Raw genomic sequence first — 17,766 nt, 5'->3', positions numbered from 1 at the left:
TCTTTCCCGTCTGGTCTGTTCATAATTCAAACCGTAACCAATAATGAGATTATGTTCTGCACGCCCTGGGTATACGTAACAATGGACAAATGTGGTACATTTGCCCGCGTTGTCGCGGTATCCCCAACAGAGGATGTAGAGTCGTCTTCGGATGCATGGGATGATGATGCCGTTTTTCAGGGGGCAGGATGGGTAAACTAACGCTGCTGTTGCTGGCTATTCTGGTCTGGCTACAGTATTCGCTGTGGTTCGGTAAGAACGGTATACATGACTATACCCGCGTCAATGATGATGTGGCGGCACAGCAAGCTACAAACGCGAAACTTAAAGCGCGAAACGATCAGCTTTTTGCCGAAATTGACGATCTCAATGGCGGCCAGGAGGCGCTCGAAGAGCGTGCGCGTAATGAACTCAGCATGACCAGGCCGGGCGAAACTTTTTATCGTCTGGTGCCTGACGCGTCGAAGCGCGCGCAGTCTGCGGGGCAAAACAATCGATAAATCAGCCCAGGAATTAACATGGCAACCACTCATTTGGATGTTTGCGCCGTGGTTCCGGCGGCCGGATTTGGCCGCCGAATGCAAACGGAATGTCCTAAGCAATATCTCTCAATAGGTAATCAAACCATTCTTGAACACTCGGTGTATGCGCTCCTGGCGCATCCCCGGGTGACGCGTGTCGTCATTGCAATAAGCCCGGGCGATAGTCGTTTTGCACAACTTTCTCTGGCGAATCATCCGCAAATCACTGTTGTTGATGGTGGTGAAGAGCGTGCCGATTCTGTGCTGGCAGGACTGAAAGCTGCTGGCGACGCGCAGTGGGTGTTGGTGCATGACGCCGCTCGTCCTTGCCTGCATCAGGATGATCTTGCACGGCTGTTAACTCTGAGCGAAACCAGCCGCACGGGGGGGATTCTTGCCGCTCCGGTGCGCGATACCATGAAACGCGCCGAACCTGATAAAAATGCCATTGCACATACCGTTGATCGCAACGGTTTATGGCACGCGCTGACGCCGCAATTTTTCCCTCGAGAGCTGTTATATGACTGCCTGACGCGTGCTTTAAATGAAGGCGCAACCATTACCGATGAAGCCTCGGCGCTGGAATATTGCGGTTTTCATCCGCAGCTTGTCGAAGGCCGTGCGGATAACATTAAAGTCACGCGCCCGGAAGATTTGGCGCTTGCTGAATTTTACCTCACCCGAACCATCCATCAGGAGAATACATAATGCGAATTGGACACGGTTTTGATGTACACGCCTTTGGTGGCGAAGGCCCAATTATCATTGGTGGCGTGCGCATTCCTTACGAAAAAGGGCTGTTGGCGCATTCTGATGGCGACGTGGCGCTGCATGCGCTGACCGATGCACTACTTGGTGCCGCGGCGCTGGGGGATATCGGCAAGCTGTTTCCGGATACCGATCCGGCATTTAAAGGTGCCGATAGCCGCGAGCTGCTACGCGAAGCCTGGCGACGCATTCAGGCGAAGGGGTATACCCTCGGCAACGTTGATGTCACTATCATCGCTCAGGCACCGAAGATGTTGCCGCACATTCCACAAATGCGCGTGTTTATTGCCGAAGATCTCGGCTGCCATATGGATGATGTTAACGTGAAAGCCACCACCACGGAAAAACTTGGATTTACCGGACGTGGGGAAGGGATTGCCTGTGAAGCGGTGGCGCTACTCATTAAGGCAACAAAATGATTGAGTTTGATAATCTCACTTACCTCCACGGCAAACCGCAAGGCACCGGGCTGCTGAAAGCCAACCCGGAAGACTTTGTGGTGGTGGAAGATTTAGGCTTTGAGCCTGATGGTGAAGGTGAGCATATTCTGGTGCGGGTGCTTAAAAACGGTTGCAATACCCGGTTTGTGGCGGACGCACTGGCAAAATTCCTGAAAATTCATGCTCGTGAAGTCAGCTTCGCGGGGCAGAAAGACAAACATGCCGTTACGGAACAGTGGTTATGCGCGCGTGTACCGGGCAAAGAAATGCCTGATCTGAGTGCGTTTCAACTGGAAGGTTGCCAGGTGCTGGAGTATGCGCGGCACAAGCGTAAGCTGCGTTTAGGGGCGCTGAAAGGTAACGCCTTTACCCTGGTGCTACGCGAAGTGAGCAATCGCGATGACGTTGAACAGCGTCTGATCGATATTTGCGTGAAAGGTGTACCGAACTACTTTGGTGCGCAACGTTTTGGTATTGGCGGCAGTAACTTGCAGGGGGCGCTGCGCTGGGCGCAAACGAATACTCCGGTGCGCGATCGCAATAAACGCAGTTTTTGGTTGTCGGCAGCCCGTAGTGCGTTGTTTAATCAGATTGTTGCTGAGCGCCTCAAAAAAGCGGACGTTAATCAAGTTGTTGACGGCGATGCGCTACAATTAGCCGGGCGTGGTAGCTGGTTTGTTGCTACTAACGATGAAATGGCGGAATTACAGCGTCGCGTCAACGATAAAGAGCTGATGATTACCGCTGCTTTGCCCGGTAGCGGCGAGTGGGGAACCCAGCGTGAGGCGCTGGCATTCGAACAAGCGGCGGTTGCCGACGAAACTGAATTGCAAGCATTACTGGTACGCGAAAAAGTAGACGCCGCGCGCAGAGCGATGCTGTTATATCCACAACAATTAAGCTGGAACTGGTGGGATGACGTCACCGTAGAAATCCGTTTCTGGCTTCCGGCGGGAAGTTTTGCAACCAGCGTTGTCAGGGAACTTATCAACACAACAGGTGATTATGCGCATATTGCTGAGTAATGATGACGGGGTACATGCACCCGGTATACAAACGCTGGCGAAAGCCTTGCGTGAGTTTGCTGACGTTCAGGTGGTTGCCCCCGATCGTAACCGCAGCGGCGCTTCAAATTCTCTGACACTGGAATCCTCCCTGCGCACGTTTACCTTTGAAAATGGTGATATCGCCGTGCAAATGGGAACCCCGACCGATTGTGTATATCTTGGTGTGAATGCACTGATGCGTCCGCGTCCGGATATTGTGGTTTCGGGCATTAACGCCGGGCCGAATCTGGGTGATGATGTTATCTATTCCGGTACGGTGGCAGCCGCGATGGAAGGCCGTCATTTAGGATTTCCAGCGCTGGCCGTCTCGCTTGACGGGCATAAGCATTATGACACTGCTGCGGCGGTAACCTGTTCTATTTTGCGCGCACTGTGCAAAGAGCCGCTGCGCACCGGGCGTATTCTCAATATTAACGTCCCGGATTTACCGCTGGATCAGATTAAAGGTATCCGCGTCACTCGCTGCGGTACACGACATCCGGCAGATCAAGTTATCCCGCAACAGGATCCGCGCGGTAATACGTTGTACTGGATTGGCCCGCCGGGCGGTAAGTGCGATGCCGGTCCGGGGACTGATTTTGCTGCGGTAGATGAAGGCTATGTCTCCATCACGCCGCTGCATGTAGATTTAACCGCGCACAACGCGCAAGATGTGGTTTCAGACTGGTTAAACAGCGTGGGAGTTGGCACGCAATGGTAAGCAGACGCGTACAAGCACTTCTGGATCAATTACGTGCGCAAGGTATTCAGGATGAGCAGGTGTTGAACGCACTTGCCGCCGTGCCGCGTGAAAAATTCATTGATGAAGCGTTTGAACAAAAAGCCTGGGACAATATCGCGTTGCCGATAGGTCAGGGGCAGACAATTTCGCAGCCGTACATGGTGGCGCGAATGACCGAATTACTCGAACTGACGCCGCAGTCGCGGGTGCTGGAAATCGGCACCGGTTCGGGCTATCAAACGGCAATCCTGGCACATCTTGTCCAGCATGTATGTTCGGTTGAACGGATTAAAGGATTGCAGTGGCAGGCGCGTCGCCGCCTGAAAAATCTTGATTTACATAATGTTTCAACCCGTCACGGCGATGGATGGCAAGGTTGGCAAGCACGTGCGCCGTTTGACGCTATCATTGTAACGGCAGCACCGCCCGAAATTCCTACTGCACTAATGACGCAACTGGATGAAGGCGGGATTCTCGTCTTGCCGGTAGGGGAAGAGCACCAGTATTTGAAGCGGGTGCGTCGTCGCGGGGGCGAATTTATTATCGATACCGTAGAGGCCGTGCGCTTTGTTCCCTTAGTGAAGGGGGAGCTGGCTTAAAGTGCGAGGAAATACCTGGAATTTTCCTGGTTATTTTGCAGCAGGTCAGCGTATCGTGAACATCTTTTCCAGTGTTCAGTAGGGTGCCTTGCACGGTAATTATGTCACTGGTTATTAATCAATTTTTCCTGGGGGATAAATGAGCGCGGGAAGCCCAAAATTCACCGTTCGCCGTATTGCGGCTTTGTCACTGGTTTCGCTATGGTTGGCTGGCTGTTCTGACACATCGAATCCACCGGCACCAGTCAGTTCCGTTAACGGCAATGCACCTGCAAATACCAATTCAGGTATGTTGATTACGCCACCGCCGAAAATGGGGACGACGTCTAAAACGCAGCAACCGCAAATTCAGCCGGTACAGCAGCCACAAATTCAATCTACGCAACAACCACAAATCCAGCCGGTGCAGCCTGTCACTCAGCAACCGGTGCAAATGGAAAATGGGCGTATCGTCTACAACCGTCAGTACGGGAATATTCCGAAAGGCAGTTATAGCGGTAGTACTTATACCGTGAAAAAAGGCGACACACTTTTCTATATTGCCTGGATCACCGGTAACGATTTCCGCGATCTCGCCCAACGTAATAATATTGAGGCACCATACGCGTTGAACGTAGGTCAGACTTTACAGGTTGGCAATGCTTCTGGCACGCCAATCACTGGCGGAAATGCCATTACCCAGGCGGATGCAGCAGAGCAAGGAGTTGTGATCAAGCCTGCACAAAATTCCACCGTTGCTGTTGCGTCGCAACCGACAATTACGTATTCTGAATCTTCGGGTGAACAGAGTGCTAACAAAATGTTGCCGAACAACAAGCCAACTGCGACCACGGTCACAGCGCCTGTAACTGTACCAACAGCAAGCACAACCGAGCCGACTGTCAGCAGTACATCAACCAGTACGCCGATTTCCACCTGGCGCTGGCCAACTGAGGGCAAAGTGATTGAAACCTTTGGCGCTTCTGAGGGAGGCAACAAGGGGATTGATATCGCAGGTAGCAAAGGACAGGCAATTATCGCGACCGCAGATGGCCGCGTTGTTTATGCCGGTAATGCGCTGCGCGGCTACGGTAATCTGATTATCATCAAACATAATGATGATTACCTGAGTGCCTACGCCCATAACGACACAATGCTGGTCCGGGAACAACAAGAAGTGAAGGCGGGGCAAAAAATAGCAACCATGGGTAGCACCGGAACCAGTTCAACACGATTGCATTTTGAAATTCGTTACAAGGGGAAATCCGTAAACCCGCTGCGTTATTTACCGCAGCGATAATTCGGCGGAACCAGGCTTTTGCTTGAGCGTTCCGTCAAGGGATCACGGGTAGGAGCCACCTTATGAGTCAGAATACGCTGAAAGTTCATGATTTAAATGAAGATGCGGAATTTGATGAGAACGGAGTTGAGGTTTTTGACGAAAAGGCCTTAGTTGAAGAGGAACCCAGTGATAACGATTTGGCCGAAGAGGAGCTGTTATCGCAGGGTGCCACACAGCGTGTGCTGGACGCGACTCAGCTTTACCTTGGTGAGATTGGTTATTCGCCACTGTTAACGGCCGAAGAAGAAGTTTATTTTGCGCGTCGCGCACTGCGTGGAGATGTCGCCTCCCGCCGCCGGATGATCGAGAGTAACTTGCGTCTGGTGGTAAAAATTGCCCGCCGTTATGGCAATCGTGGTCTGGCGTTGCTGGATCTTATCGAAGAGGGTAACCTGGGGCTGATCCGCGCGGTTGAGAAGTTTGACCCGGAACGTGGTTTCCGCTTCTCAACATACGCAACATGGTGGATTCGCCAGACGATCGAACGGGCGATTATGAACCAAACCCGTACGATTCGTTTGCCGATCCACATCGTAAAGGAGCTGAACGTTTACCTGCGAACCGCACGTGAGTTGTCCCATAAGCTGGATCACGAACCGAGCGCGGAAGAAATCGCAGAGCAACTGGATAAGCCAGTTGATGACGTCAGCCGTATGCTTCGTCTTAACGAGCGCATTACCTCGGTAGACACCCCGCTGGGTGGTGATTCCGAAAAAGCGTTGCTGGACATCCTGGCCGACGAAAAAGAGAACGGTCCGGAAGACACCACGCAAGATGACGATATGAAGCAGAGCATCGTCAAATGGCTGTTCGAACTGAACGCCAAGCAGCGTGAAGTGCTGGCACGTCGATTCGGTTTGCTGGGGTATGAAGCGGCAACACTGGAAGATGTAGGTCGTGAAATAGGCCTCACACGAGAACGTGTTCGCCAGATTCAGGTTGAAGGCCTGCGCCGTCTGCGTGAGATTTTGCAGACTCAGGGGCTGAATATCGAAGCGCTGTTCCGCGAATAAGCAAGCATCTGTCAGAAAGGCCAGTCTCATATGAGGCTGGCCTTTTTCTTTTGTTTGGGGCGTTGGTGTATTTTGTCGCCTGGATAAGATGCGACAGCGTCGCATCCGGCAATCAGCACCCTATGTGTTCATCATCTTGCGCACCAGTCGCATAAACAACACCTGCTCTTCTCTACTCAAACGCCCCAAAAATTCATCATCCACGCGGTTACCAATGGGATCGCCGCAGCAAGTACCCATCGAACCTTTTCGCTAAGGTTAAATTACTGCCCACACGCACCAGGTGATTAAGAATCCGGTAAAACCGAGGATGGTCGTTAACACTGTCCAGGTTTTCAGACCATCTGCCACCGATAAACCCAGATATTTGGTGACGATCCAGAAACCGGAGTCGTTAATGTGCGATGCGCCAAGCCCACCAAAGCAGGCCGCCAGTGTCACCAGTACGCACTGAATCGGATTCAGCCCCACAACCGCTTCTGAAAGCAGTCCGCCTGTTGTCAGGATTGCTACGGTTGCCGAACCCTGCGATGCACGCAGCGCCAGTGAAATAATAAATGCCGCAGGCAACAGAGGCAGGTCAATCATTTGTAGCATGTTGGCAAGAGCCTTACCGACGCCAGATTCCACCAGCACTTTGCCGAACACCCCACCAGCTCCAGTAACCAGAATAACTACCGCCGCAGTGGGAAGGGCTGAGCCCATAATATCGCTGGTGTGTTGCAGGCTCCAGCCGCGACGTAAGGCCAATAACCAGAACGCCAGTACCAGCGCAATCATCAATGCTACCATCGGTGAGCCGAGCAGTTGCAACGTACCAAGCAGGGGATGCGAGGCTGGCATTAGTGTTGCCGAAACCGTACCCGCCATAATAATCGCGATAGGGATAACAATTAGCGAGGTGACCAGCGCTACGCCTGGCGGATTTATTTTATCGCTTAATTTTGTTGCGTTTCCCTCACTGGCTGGAGCCAGTTGCATCTGCTCCAGTACTTCCACCGACATCGCATATTGGCGCTTATTGATTATTTTCGCTGCAAAATAGCCGACAATGCCCACTGGAATAGAAATCGCAATACCGATTATGGTCAGCCAGCCGATGTCTGCGTGAAGGAGTCCCGCTGCGGCGACGGGGCCAGGATGTGGCGGCACAGCTACGTGAACGGTCAGCATGATCCCAGCAACAGGCAGACCAAATTTAAGCGGTGATATTTTTGCAACCTTGGCAAAGCCATAAATGATTGGCGCAAGAATAATAAAGCCGACATCAAAGAAGACGGGGATGCCGAGGAAGAATGCTGCCAGAGTCAGTGCGGCGATTGTTCGTTTATCCCCTAACTTGCGGCTGAAATAATTGGCCAGTGATTCTGCGCCGCCAGAGTGCTCGATCATGCGCCCCAGCATAGCGCCAAGGCCGATGATAATGGTGACGGAACCAAGCACGCCACCCATCCCGGCGATCATCACTTTACCTACTTCGCCAGCCGGGATACCCGCTGCAAGTGCGACTAACAGGCTGACGAGAAGCAGCGCGACGAATGGTTGTACCTTTGCCTTGATGACCAGCAGCAACAGCATGATTACGCCAGCTAACGCAATGCATAACAATGTAATTGTGGACATGGAAAACCCTGTCTGAAAGTTATAGTTAACCTACCCCATCCGTAGATGGGGGGATGTATGGGTACGTTGTAATTATGGATTTAGCGAATTAGCGCCAGGCGTCAAACCAGCCAAGCCCTTCTTCGGTGAGGCCGCGGGGTTTGTATTCACAACCGATCCAACCCTGATATCCCACCTTATCGAACAGGCGAAACAGCCACGGATAATTGATCTCGCCATCGTCTGGTTCATGTCGGTCAGGCAGTCCGGCAATTTGCACGTGGGCATATTTCCCAGCGTAATCGCGGATTAAATGCGTCAGGTCGCCATCTACTTTTTGCGCATGGAAGGTATCCAACTGAATAAACACATTATCGCGAGCGACCTCTTCAACAATTGCCAGTGCCTGATACTGACTGGAGAAGAGATAACCAGGTTTAACGGCTGGGCTGAGTGCTTCAACCAAAACTCGCTTGCCGTGCAGCGCAAAGCTATCGGCAGCGTAGCGGAGATTATCGATAAACACTGCCCGATACCGTTCAGCGTCTTCGCCTGCGGGCACTACTCCTGCCATCACATGAACTTGTTCGCAATTGAGCGCCAGCGCATATTCCAGAGCCAGATCGATGTCCGCGCGAGCTTCGTGCTCACGTCCGGGAAGGGCGGATAATCCCCATTCACTCGCATTAACATCCCCAGGAGCGGTATTGAACAGCGCCAGCGTCAGATGGTTTTGCGCCAGTTGTTGCTGGATTTGCTGGATGGAATAGTCATAGGGAAACAGAAATTCCACGGCATCAAAACCAGCTTTTCGCGCTGCGGCGAAGCGTTCAATAAAAGGCACTTCGGTGAACATCATGGATAAATTAGCTGCAAAACGAGGCATTGCATTAACTCCTTAATTCCGCAATTTCATCTGCGGTCAGATAGCGGATCGGGCGGTCGCTGAGAATAAAAATCAGCCTGGCCGTTTCCTCCAGCTCTTCCATATTGTTGGCAGCTTCTTGCAGGCTTTCACCGCAAACCACTGGGCCATGATTTGCTAACAAAAAGGCCTGATGATTTGCTGCCAGTTCCGCCAGATCCTGTGCGATGCGTTTATCGCCCGGGCGATAATAGGGCACCAACGGGACGTTCCCCATCCGCATCACCACGTACGGTGTGAACGGACGAATAACGTTACTGCTGTCCAGCCCTTGAAGGCAGGAAAGTGCCGTCGACCACGTACTGTGCAAATGCACGACAGCTTTACAGCGCGGATTATTGCGATACAGCGCCAGATGAAAGAGCACTTCTTTTGAGGGTTTGTCACCACTTAGCCATTCGCCATCCGCGGTGACTTTGGAAAGCCGCTGCGGATCGAGATTACCCAGGCATGAACCTGTCGGCGTTGCCAGTAAATTCCCGTCAGGCAAAAGCAGCGACAGATTGCCAGCCGAACCGGTGGCATAGCCGCGCTGAAAGAACGAACTGGCAATCCGCGTCATCTCTTCTCGCAAAGACTGCTCTGCTTTTGCGAAATCGCTCATGGTAGAAACTCTCTTTGGGCTCGTGAAAAAAAGGCTTCGTCACCGAAATTGCCGGATTTAAGGGCCAGTGAGACAGGTTTATCCAGTGCGTTAACCCACGGCACACCGGGGGAAATTGTTGGGCCAATATGGAACCCTTTTATGCCCAGACTCTGCGTGACCACTCCGGAAGTTTCACCGCCTGCGACAATAAAACGCGTTACACCTTCCGCCGCTAACCTGGCAGCCAGTAGCGAAAACAGCGCTTCCACTGCCTGGCTGGCTTTTTGTGCGCCATATTGCTGTTGAATAGCGGCCAGCGCGTCGGTGCTGGCGGTGGCAAAAACCAGCGGAGCAAGTTCACTTTCCTGACTCAGAACCCATTTCGCCAGTTCGTGTGTATAAGCGACCAGTGTTTCTGTTGTGAGACAACGTGCCACATCAACTTCACGGGCTGGCGCCATCTGACGGTAATGTGCCACCTGGCAATTGGTCATTTGTGAGCATGAACCGGAGAGCACTACGCCGCGCCCTGCGAGTGGACGCCCTGCTTCGCGTGCCTGGTTACCGTTTTCTTGCGCCCACTGCCGGGCCAGACCTATCGCAAGGCCAGAACCGCCGGTTACTAATGGGGCATCACGCAAGGCTTCACCCTGAATTTCCAGATGGCGTTCGGTCAGGGCATCAAGCACCGCGTAGCGATAGCCCTCTTGCTGTAAACGGGCCAGTTCCTGACGCATGGCTTCCACACCTTTTTCGAGAATATGCGCCGAAACGACGCCGCAGCGCCCTGTGGATTGTGCTTCAACCAGACGCGGAAGGTAGCTGTCGGTCATAGGATTTACTGGATGATGCCGCATCCCGGATTCGGCCAGCAGTTGATTCATCACGAACAAATAACCCTGATAAACCGTGCGCCCGTTGACTGGCAGAGCCGGGGAAAAGACCGTAAACGGCGTGTCGAGTGCATCCATTAATGCATCAGTCACCGGGCCGATATTGCCTTTCTCAGTACTGTCGAAAGTGGAGCAGTATTTGAAGTAGACTTGTTTGCAACCTTGTTGTTGCAACCAGCGCAGAGCCGCCAGCGATTGCTGTGTGGCTTCTGCCACCGGGCAGGAGCGAGTTTTCAGACTGATCACAACGGCATCGATTGCTTCCGGCATTTCCCCTGTCGGGACACCGTTGATTTGCACCGTTGGCAGACTATTTTCCACCAGAAAACTGGCGATATCCGTCGCGCCGGTAAAATCATCAGCGATAACGCCAATCTTGATCATGATTTCGCTCCCGGTAGAGTGATGCCAGAGAAAATCTTGATGACTGCGCTGTCGTCTTCTTTTCCGTAACCTGCGTTGCTGGCGCTGGTGAACATATTCAACGCTGTTGAGGCCAACGGCAGCGGAAAGTGCAGGGCTTTAGCGGTATCAGCAACCAGCCCGAGATCCTTCACAAAAATATCTACGGCAGAATGCGGGGTGTAATCGCCATCCACCACATGGCGCATCCGGTTTTCGAACATCCACGAATTTCCGGCGGCATTGGTTACGACGTCATACATTACATCCAGTGGGATCCCCGCACGGGCAGCAAGCGCCATCGCTTCGGCCCCGGCAGCAATATGCACGCCAGCTAACAACTGGTGGATAATTTTTACTGTCGAACCCAGACCCGGCTCTGCACCAATGCGATAAACTTTTCCGGCGACGGCTTCCAGCACGGGGGTCAGGCGTTCAAAGGCAAGATCACTACCGGAGGCCATAACGGTCATTTCACCGTTAGCGGCTTTTACCGCGCCACCAGAAACTGGCGCATCCAGCATTTCCAGATCGAACGCAGCCAGAGCAGTGGCAATTTCCTGCGCATCAGCACTGGCGATAGTGGAAGAAACCATTACAGCCGTGCCGGGTTTCAGATGCTGTGCAACGCCTTTATCACCAAACAGTACTTGTTTGACCTGGGCCGCATTTACCACCAGCACCAGCAGAACATCCAGTTTTTCGGCAAACGTCGCGGCGTTATCGGAAACCCCGCAAGCGCCAGCCTCTTTCAGCGTAGCGCAGGCATTGGCGTTCAGGTCTGCGCCCCAGGTAGAAAGACCCGCGCGGACACACGACAGCGCCGCTCCCATCCCCATTGACCCTAAACCAACGATACCGACATGAAACTCAGATCCCGTTTTCATCTGCTCTCCTTGTTAATTTAAGTGATATTTTGTTTGATGTTGTGAATATAAGCGCCAGGCGATAACGATATGGTGAGCTGATTCACAAAAATTAACATGGCGTGTTATTTTATGTGAACTAAGCGATAGTTGCGTTGCGCACGTTTCGCAGGCAAATAGCGTAGAATGTCCGCAGGACAAAGGAAGGAGCAAAAGTTGATACCCGTAGAGCGTCGCCAAATCATCCTTGAGATGGTAGCTGAAAAAGGCATTGTCAGTATTGCTGAACTGACGGACAGAATGAATGTGTCACATATGACCATTCGTCGGGATTTGCAAAAACTGGAGCAGCAGGGCGCTGTTGTATTGGTGTCCGGAGGTGTCCAGTCGCCGGGACGTGTGGCGCATGAACCTTCTCACCAGGTAAAAACTGCGCTGGCAATGACGCAAAAAGCGGCTATTGGCAAGCTGGCGGCAAGTCTCGTTCAGCCGGGGAGTTGTATCTATCTGGATGCGGGAACGACCACGTTAGCGATTGCACAGCATTTGATTCACATGGAGCCACTCACTGTAGTCACCAACGATTTCGTTATCGCAAACTACTTGCTCGACAACAGTAATTGCACAATTATTCACACTGGTGGTGCAGTTTGTCGGGAAAACCGTTCCTGTGTCGGAGAAGCCGCCGCGACCATGCTACGCAGCTTGATGATTGATCAGGCTTTTATTTCTGCATCGTCATGGAGTGTGCGGGGGATCTCTACGCCAGCGGAAGATAAAGTCACGGTGAAACGGGCGATTGCCAGTGCCAGCCGCCAGCGGATTCTGGTCTGTGATGCCACGAAATATGGTCAGGTGGCGACATGGCTGGCGTTACCGTTAAGTGAGTTTGATCAGATCATTACTGACGGCGGTCTGCCGGAAAGCGCCAGCCGCACGCTGGCGAAGCTTGATCTCTCTTTGCTGGTGGCGAAAAACGAATAATGGCCTGAAATAAAACCGGGATACTCATGCTTCACAGAGGAAGCATGAGATTACTTTATTTTATAAAACGATAACCGTCCGCTTTTCGGTGAGCCGGTATCAATATAAATCTGGTTAGCGAACGTCTGAATGTTATCAAACATCATATGACCAAAGATAAAGCGGTCGGCACCGTTTATTTTTTGTGATTCGCCTTTAAGCGATTTCTGCACGCGATCAACAGGCCAGAGTAATTCACTTTCCGCTATTTCTTTACCAAACTGATATTTATCTCCTGGGTAATCTGCATGTGCGATGATATATTTTATATTATCGTTATCTAATTCAATAATATGGGGAAGATGATGAAAACGAAGCAACAGATCTATTGCCTCTTTTTGTTCCGTCTTATTTAAATCGAAAAACCAGTCACCGCCACTGGCCAGCCACATATTGCCATCGCCAGTCGCGAATGCATCAAGAGCCATCGCTTCGTGGTTGCCCTTAACAGAGGTAAACCAGGGATGGTTTAACAGGCGTAGTACGTTAAGACTCTCCGCCCCACGATCAATATTATCGCCTGTAGAAATAAGTAAGTCTGTTTCGGGACAAAAAGATAATTGATGTAAGCGGGATTGTAATAATTGATAGTCACCATGAATATCACCAACGGCCCATATATGGCGATAGTTATGAGCATCAATTTTTTGATAGCGGGTGGTAGACATTTGCATAGACTCAAAATTATAGCAATGTATTATTATACCCGACCAGAGTGTCGAAGTCTTTGGAGTAATAAATTACAAAAGGATGTTTTAAGATGCTTAGATATTTTTATGCTTTCCTGTTAGCTTTCTGTTTTTTTACATCTAATGTACAAGCTGCTTCTATAGAAGAAATAAATCGTTTTGAAAAACTTATAACTGAAGGTGATGTAGTTAAGTGTACAACAGATTTCAGTGTGACGGAGAATAACGAAAAATATCAACTTAGCATTTTGGGAATAATGAAAGTCATTTACTCGGTAGAAAATGAAAAACGCTACCACACGACACAATATTATCGTTTAAATGGTTCCACAATATCCTTTGTCCGCCATGAGATGGATATCATTGTTACTCATGAAAAATCGAAGATAAAAGAAGAGATTGTACCTGACAGTGTAAAGGTATTTTATCCGTTAGCACCAGAGCAAGAAGCGATCTTAGCAGAAGCTGCACGGAAAACTGCCCCCGTGTTTATTGATCATGAGGGTATCACATTTACGACATTTCCTGATTACCAGGTGAAAGTGAAATATCCCTCTATTTCAGATGTGGTGACTCAGTATTGCCGGGTGCAAATGAAAAAGTAGTGAATCAACCCGACGGCATAGTGCCGTCGGGAATATCAGGTTTACACCAGACTCTTCAACCGATAAATCCACTCCAGCGCCTGACGCGGGGTCAGTGAATCTGGATCGATATTTTCCAGTGCTTCGACTGCTGGCGAGGTTTCTTCCGGTAATGACAGCAAAGACATCTGCGTACCATCAACCTGCGTAGCGGCCGCATTAGGTGAAATGCTCTCCAGCTCACGCAGTTTCTGCCGCGCGCGCTTGATTACCTCTTTTGGTACGCCCGCCAGCGCAGCAACCGCCAGACCGTAGCTCTTACTTGCCGCGCCGTCCTGCACACTGTGCATAAAGGCAATCGTGTCACCGTGCTCCAGTGCATCAAGATGCACGTTCGCCACGCCTTCCATTTTCTCTGGTAGCTGTGTCAGTTCGAAATAGTGGGTGGCAAACAGTGTCAACGCTTTAATCTTATTCGCCAGATTTTCCGCACACGCCCACGCCAGCGACAGACCATCGTAAGTGGACGTCCCGCGACCAATCTCATCCATCAACACCAGACTGTACTCGGTGGCATTATGCAGAATATTGGCGGTTTCGGTCATTTCCACCATAAAGGTTGAACGCCCGGAAGCCAGATCATCCGCCGCGCCGACGCGGGTGAAGATACGGTCAATCGGACCAATTTCCACGCTTTGTGCCGGTACATAACTGCCGATATAGGCCATCAGCGCAATCAACGCGGTCTGGCGCATATAGGTACTTTTACCGCCCATGTTCGGACCGGTAATGATCAACATGCGGCGCTGTGGCGACAGATTCAGCGGGTTAGCGATAAACGGCTCATTCAGTACCTGTTCAACCACCGGATGGCGACCTTCGGTAATGCGAATACCGGGTTTATCAATAAAGGTCGGGCAGGTGTAGTTCAGGGTATAGGCACGTTCTGCCAGGTTAACCAGCACGTCGAGTTCTGCCAGTGCGCTCGCACTCTGTTGCAACGCTTCCAGATGCGGCAGCAGCAGGTCAAACAACTCTTCATAAAGCTGTTTTTCCAGCGCCAGTGCTTTGCCTTTTGAGGTGAGGACTTTGTCTTCGTACTCTTTCAGCTCCGGAATAATGTAGCGTTCAGCGTTTTTCAGCGTCTGGCGGCGCATGTAGTTAATCGGTGCCAGATGGCTTTGCCCACGGCTGATTTGAATGTAATAGCCGTGCACCGCGTTAAAACCAACTTTCAGCGTGTCCAGGCCGGTACGTTCACGCTCGCGGACTTCCAGACGCTCCAGATAATCGGTCGCGCCGTCAGCCAGCGCGCGCCACTCATCCAGCTCTTCGTTATAGCCCGGTGCGATAACACCACCGTCGCGCACCAGTACCGGCGGCGTGTCGATGATTGCCCGCTCCAGCAGATCGCGCAGTTCGGCAAATTCGCCCATTTTCTCACGCAGCGCCTGTACCGGTGCACTATCGACAGTTTCTAACTGTGCGCGCAGTTCCGGCAGTTGCTGGAAGGCGTGACGCATGCGAGCAAGATCGCGTGGGCGAGCGGTACGTAACGCCAGTCGTGCCAGAATACGCTCCAGATCGCCCACCTGCCGCAGTACCGGCTGTAATTCGGCGGTGAAATCCTGCAATGCGCCGATGGTCTGCTGGCGCTCAAGCAACACGCGGGTGTCGCGCACTGGCATATGTAGCCAGCGTTTCAGCATACGGCTACCCATCGGCGTGACGGTGCAGTCAAGCACGGAAGCCAGCGTATTTTCCGCGCCACCCGCCAGATTCTGGGTGATTTCCAGATTACGGCGCGTCGCAGCATCCATAATGATGCTGTCCTGCTCGCGTTCCATCGTGATAGAGCGGATATGTGGCAAGGTTGTGCGCTGGGTATCTTTTGCATACTGCAACAGGCAACCAGCGGCACAAAGACCGCGTGACGCATTTTCAACACCAAAACCTACCAGATCGCGCGTGCCAAATTGCAGGTTTAACTGCTGGCGCGCGGTGTCGATTTCAAACTCCCACAGCGGGCGACGGCGCAGGCCGCGACGACCTTCAATTAACGACATTTCAGCAAAATCTTCTGCGTACAGCAGTTCCGCCGGATTGGTGCGTTGCAGTTCTGCTGCCATCGTTTCGCGGTCAGCCGGTTCGCTCAGACGAAAACGCCCGGAACTGATATCCAGCGTCGCGTAACCGAAACCTTTACTGTCCTGCCAGATAGCCGCCAGCAGGTTGTCCTGGCGCTCCTGCAACAGGGCTTCATCGCTGATAGTACCCGGCGTGACGATACGGACAACTTTGCGCTCAACGGGCCCTTTGCTGGTCGCCGGATCGCCAATCTGTTCACAAATAGCGACGGATTCGCCCTGATTTACCAGTTTGGCAAGATAGTTTTCTACCGCGTGATAGGGGATACCTGCCATCGGGATTGGCTCACCCGCGGAAGCGCCACGTTTAGTCAGCGAAATATCCAGCAGTTGCGACGCCCGTTTCGCGTCGTCATAAAACAGCTCGTAAAAGTCACCCATCCGGTAGAACAGCAGGATCTCCGGATGCTGTGCTTTCAGCTTGAGATACTGCTGCATCATAGGCGTATGGGCTTCGAAATTTTCTATTACACTCATGGAGTTAGGTCCGGTTCCCTGATGTTAAATGTGGTGTGATGGTTTTTATTTTCGTTGTAATCACATAAGGCGCACATGATACCGGAGTTAATCATTTCAGGGGAAGACGCGAACGGTGAGTTCTTGATGCTGGTTCCGGGAAAGATGCTGTTTTGCAGCTTTTGCGTGTTGATTATGAAAACATTGCGTTGGTTGAAGAAACCTCCTCCTTCAGAGCCATAGTCCCCTTTAAAATTAAGTTGTAATATAAATGCACCTTAAGAGTGTGGAGGCAGCATGTCCGGCAAGCGTATCTCTCGTGAAAAACTGACGATTAAAAAAATGATCGATCTTTATCAAGCGAAATGCCCGCAGGCGTCAGCGGAGCCGGAGCATTACGAGGCGTTGTTTGCTTATGCGCAAAAACGGCTGGATAAATGTGTGTTTGGCGAAGAGAAACCGGCCTGTAAGCAGTGTCCGGTGCACTGTTATCAGCCTGCGAAGCGTGAAGAGATGAAGCAGATTATGCGTTGGGCGGGGCCGCGAATGCTGTGGCGTCATCCGATCTTAACCGTGCGTCATCTGATTGATGACAAGCGTCCGGTGCCGGAACTGCCAGAAAAATATCGCCCGAAGAAATAAATTTGCCGGAGGAGTTTATATTCCCCGGCAAATACGGCGCTTACGCTTTGGTCGCAATCAGGATTGCTGATGCCTTGATCAACGCAATAACGCGCGAGCCAGCGGTGAGTTTCATCTCATCCTGGCTTTCATTTGTTACCACCGCCACAATTTCAAAACCCGCATCCGTTTTGATATGGACAGTGGCATTCACTGCGCCTTCGGTGATTTTCGACACACTGCCAGCAAACTGGTTGCGAGCGGAGAATTTCAGTCCACAGTCTTCCGTTGCCAGCGTTACCCACGGGGCTTTAATCAGGGCAATCGCTTCTTTCCCTTTTGCCAGCCCCAGGGCTTGCTGGCTGCTGTGGGTCACAATCGCCACCAGCTTAGCGCCACCTGCCAGCGTCAGTTCTACTTCATCATTCACCGCGCCCATTGCTACTGCGCTAACGGTTCCGGTTAATTGATTTCTTGCTGAAACTGCCATACTGCCTCCTTTCATTGAATGTTGACTGAGTA

The 17,766-nt window shown here is 51.7% G+C and carries 19 protein-coding genes and 1 pseudogene; 12 read left to right on the top strand and 8 right to left on the bottom strand.

From position 1 onward, the window contains the following. Nucleotides 1–188: 188 nt before the first annotated feature. The 8 genes from ftsB to rpoS all read left to right on the top strand — a co-directional run bounded on the left by ftsB (nt 189) and on the right by rpoS (nt 6,450). Nucleotides 189–500, top strand: a complete 312-nt coding sequence (gene ftsB, locus A1SC_RS10945; protein WP_000517476.1) for a cell division protein FtsB — start codon at nt 189–191, stop codon at nt 498–500. 18 nt (nt 501–518) lie between these two features. Further along, nucleotides 519–1,229 (top strand): 2-C-methyl-D-erythritol 4-phosphate cytidylyltransferase, encoded by a 711-nt coding sequence (ispD, locus tag A1SC_RS10950; RefSeq protein WP_000246161.1) that lies wholly within the window; start codon nt 519–521, stop codon nt 1,227–1,229. Next, the gene (gene ispF, locus A1SC_RS10955) at nt 1,229–1,708 is read left to right on the top strand and encodes a 2-C-methyl-D-erythritol 2,4-cyclodiphosphate synthase (RefSeq protein ID WP_001219242.1); all 480 of its coding nucleotides are present in this window, start codon (nt 1,229–1,231) and stop codon (nt 1,706–1,708) included. The genes ispD and ispF overlap by 1 nt, the downstream gene beginning before the upstream one ends. After that, a complete protein-coding gene (truD, locus tag A1SC_RS10960) occupies nt 1,705–2,754 on the top strand; it encodes a tRNA pseudouridine(13) synthase TruD (RefSeq protein WP_000568971.1) in 1,050 nt (349 codons plus the stop codon). Before ispF ends, truD begins: the two co-directional genes overlap by 4 nt. Beyond that, nucleotides 2,735–3,496 carry a 5'/3'-nucleotidase SurE gene (gene surE / locus A1SC_RS10965; protein WP_001516955.1) on the top strand — a complete coding sequence of 254 codons (762 nt, stop codon included), beginning with the start codon at nt 2,735–2,737 and terminating at the stop codon, nt 3,494–3,496. Before truD ends, surE begins: the two co-directional genes overlap by 20 nt. Continuing rightward, nucleotides 3,490–4,116 (top strand): protein-L-isoaspartate O-methyltransferase, encoded by a 627-nt coding sequence (gene pcm, locus A1SC_RS10970; protein WP_000254703.1) that lies wholly within the window; start codon nt 3,490–3,492, stop codon nt 4,114–4,116. The genes surE and pcm overlap by 7 nt, the downstream gene beginning before the upstream one ends. 184 nt (nt 4,117–4,300) lie before the next feature. Next, nucleotides 4,301–5,395, top strand: coding sequence for a murein hydrolase activator NlpD (gene nlpD / locus A1SC_RS10975; protein WP_306667652.1), 1,095 nt, complete (start codon nt 4,301–4,303; stop codon nt 5,393–5,395). A gap of 62 nt (nt 5,396–5,457) precedes the next feature. Beyond that, on the top strand, nt 5,458–6,450 hold the full coding sequence (rpoS, locus tag A1SC_RS10980) for an RNA polymerase sigma factor RpoS (RefSeq protein WP_000081550.1): 993 nt from the start codon (nt 5,458–5,460) through the stop codon (nt 6,448–6,450). Between the two features lie 258 nt (nt 6,451–6,708). On the opposite strand, the gene A1SC_RS10985 is transcribed toward rpoS, so the two are convergent. The 5 genes from A1SC_RS10985 to ltnD all read right to left on the bottom strand — a co-directional run bounded on the left by A1SC_RS10985 (nt 6,709) and on the right by ltnD (nt 11,745). Continuing rightward, nucleotides 6,709–8,073 (bottom strand): GntP family transporter, encoded by a 1,365-nt coding sequence (locus tag A1SC_RS10985; protein WP_000104436.1) that lies wholly within the window; start codon nt 8,071–8,073, stop codon nt 6,709–6,711. 88 nt (nt 8,074–8,161) lie between these two features. Next, entirely contained in the window at nt 8,162–8,938 is a 777-nt protein-coding gene (locus A1SC_RS10990; protein WP_016262470.1) for an HPr family phosphocarrier protein, read from the bottom strand. A 4-nt stretch (nt 8,939–8,942) separates the two neighbouring features. Next, entirely contained in the window at nt 8,943–9,581 is a 639-nt protein-coding gene (locus tag A1SC_RS10995) for a 3-oxo-tetronate 4-phosphate decarboxylase (RefSeq protein ID WP_001278988.1), read from the bottom strand. Further along, nucleotides 9,578–10,840, bottom strand: a complete 1,263-nt coding sequence (gene otnK, locus A1SC_RS11000) for a 3-oxo-tetronate kinase (RefSeq protein WP_016262469.1) — start codon at nt 10,838–10,840, stop codon at nt 9,578–9,580. The genes A1SC_RS10995 and otnK overlap by 4 nt, the downstream gene beginning before the upstream one ends. Beyond that, nucleotides 10,837–11,745: an L-threonate dehydrogenase gene (ltnD, locus tag A1SC_RS11005; RefSeq protein ID WP_016262468.1), complete on the bottom strand. Its 909-nt coding sequence runs from the start codon at nt 11,743–11,745 to the stop codon at nt 10,837–10,839. The genes otnK and ltnD overlap by 4 nt, the downstream gene beginning before the upstream one ends. A 195-nt stretch (nt 11,746–11,940) precedes the next feature. Here ltnD and ygbI point away from each other — a divergent pair, with 195 nt between their 5' ends. Continuing rightward, nucleotides 11,941–12,708 (top strand): DNA-binding transcriptional repressor YgbI, encoded by a 768-nt coding sequence (gene ygbI / locus A1SC_RS11010; protein ID WP_001516952.1) that lies wholly within the window; start codon nt 11,941–11,943, stop codon nt 12,706–12,708. Nucleotides 12,709–12,758: 50 nt separating this feature from the next. Here ygbI and pphB read toward each other — a convergent pair whose 3' ends face one another. Next, a complete protein-coding gene (gene pphB / locus A1SC_RS11015) occupies nt 12,759–13,415 on the bottom strand; it encodes a protein-serine/threonine phosphatase (RefSeq protein ID WP_016249119.1) in 657 nt (218 codons plus the stop codon). Between the two features lie 92 nt (nt 13,416–13,507). Here pphB and A1SC_RS11020 point away from each other — a divergent pair, with 92 nt between their 5' ends. Next, entirely contained in the window at nt 13,508–14,041 is a 534-nt protein-coding gene (locus A1SC_RS11020; protein WP_016262467.1) for a hypothetical protein, read from the top strand. Nucleotides 14,042–14,082: 41 nt separating this feature from the next. Here A1SC_RS11020 and mutS read toward each other — a convergent pair whose 3' ends face one another. Beyond that, on the bottom strand, nt 14,083–16,644 hold the full coding sequence (gene mutS / locus A1SC_RS11025; protein ID WP_016262466.1) for a DNA mismatch repair protein MutS: 2,562 nt from the start codon (nt 16,642–16,644) through the stop codon (nt 14,083–14,085). Nucleotides 16,645–16,719: 75 nt separating this feature from the next. On the opposite strand from mutS, the pseudogene A1SC_RS25485 reads away from it, so the two are divergent. Both A1SC_RS25485 and A1SC_RS11030 read left to right on the top strand, forming a co-directional pair. Then, nucleotides 16,720–16,889: pseudogene (locus A1SC_RS25485) on the top strand (hypothetical protein). Nucleotides 16,890–16,920: 31 nt separating this feature from the next. Beyond that, nucleotides 16,921–17,265, top strand: coding sequence for a nitrous oxide-stimulated promoter family protein (locus A1SC_RS11030; protein ID WP_000015482.1), 345 nt, complete (start codon nt 16,921–16,923; stop codon nt 17,263–17,265). A 40-nt stretch (nt 17,266–17,305) separates the two neighbouring features. On the opposite strand, the gene A1SC_RS11035 is transcribed toward A1SC_RS11030, so the two are convergent. After that, nucleotides 17,306–17,734, bottom strand: a complete 429-nt coding sequence (locus A1SC_RS11035) for a TOBE domain-containing protein (RefSeq protein ID WP_001516948.1) — start codon at nt 17,732–17,734, stop codon at nt 17,306–17,308. Nucleotides 17,735–17,766 lie beyond the last annotated feature (32 nt).

Source organism: Escherichia sp. KTE52, from assembly GCF_000408325.1.
Lineage (GTDB): Bacteria > Pseudomonadota > Gammaproteobacteria > Enterobacterales > Enterobacteriaceae > Escherichia > Escherichia marmotae.
The sequence above is the reverse complement of the archived record's forward strand: the minus strand, read 5'-3'. Positions and strand labels throughout refer to the sequence as shown.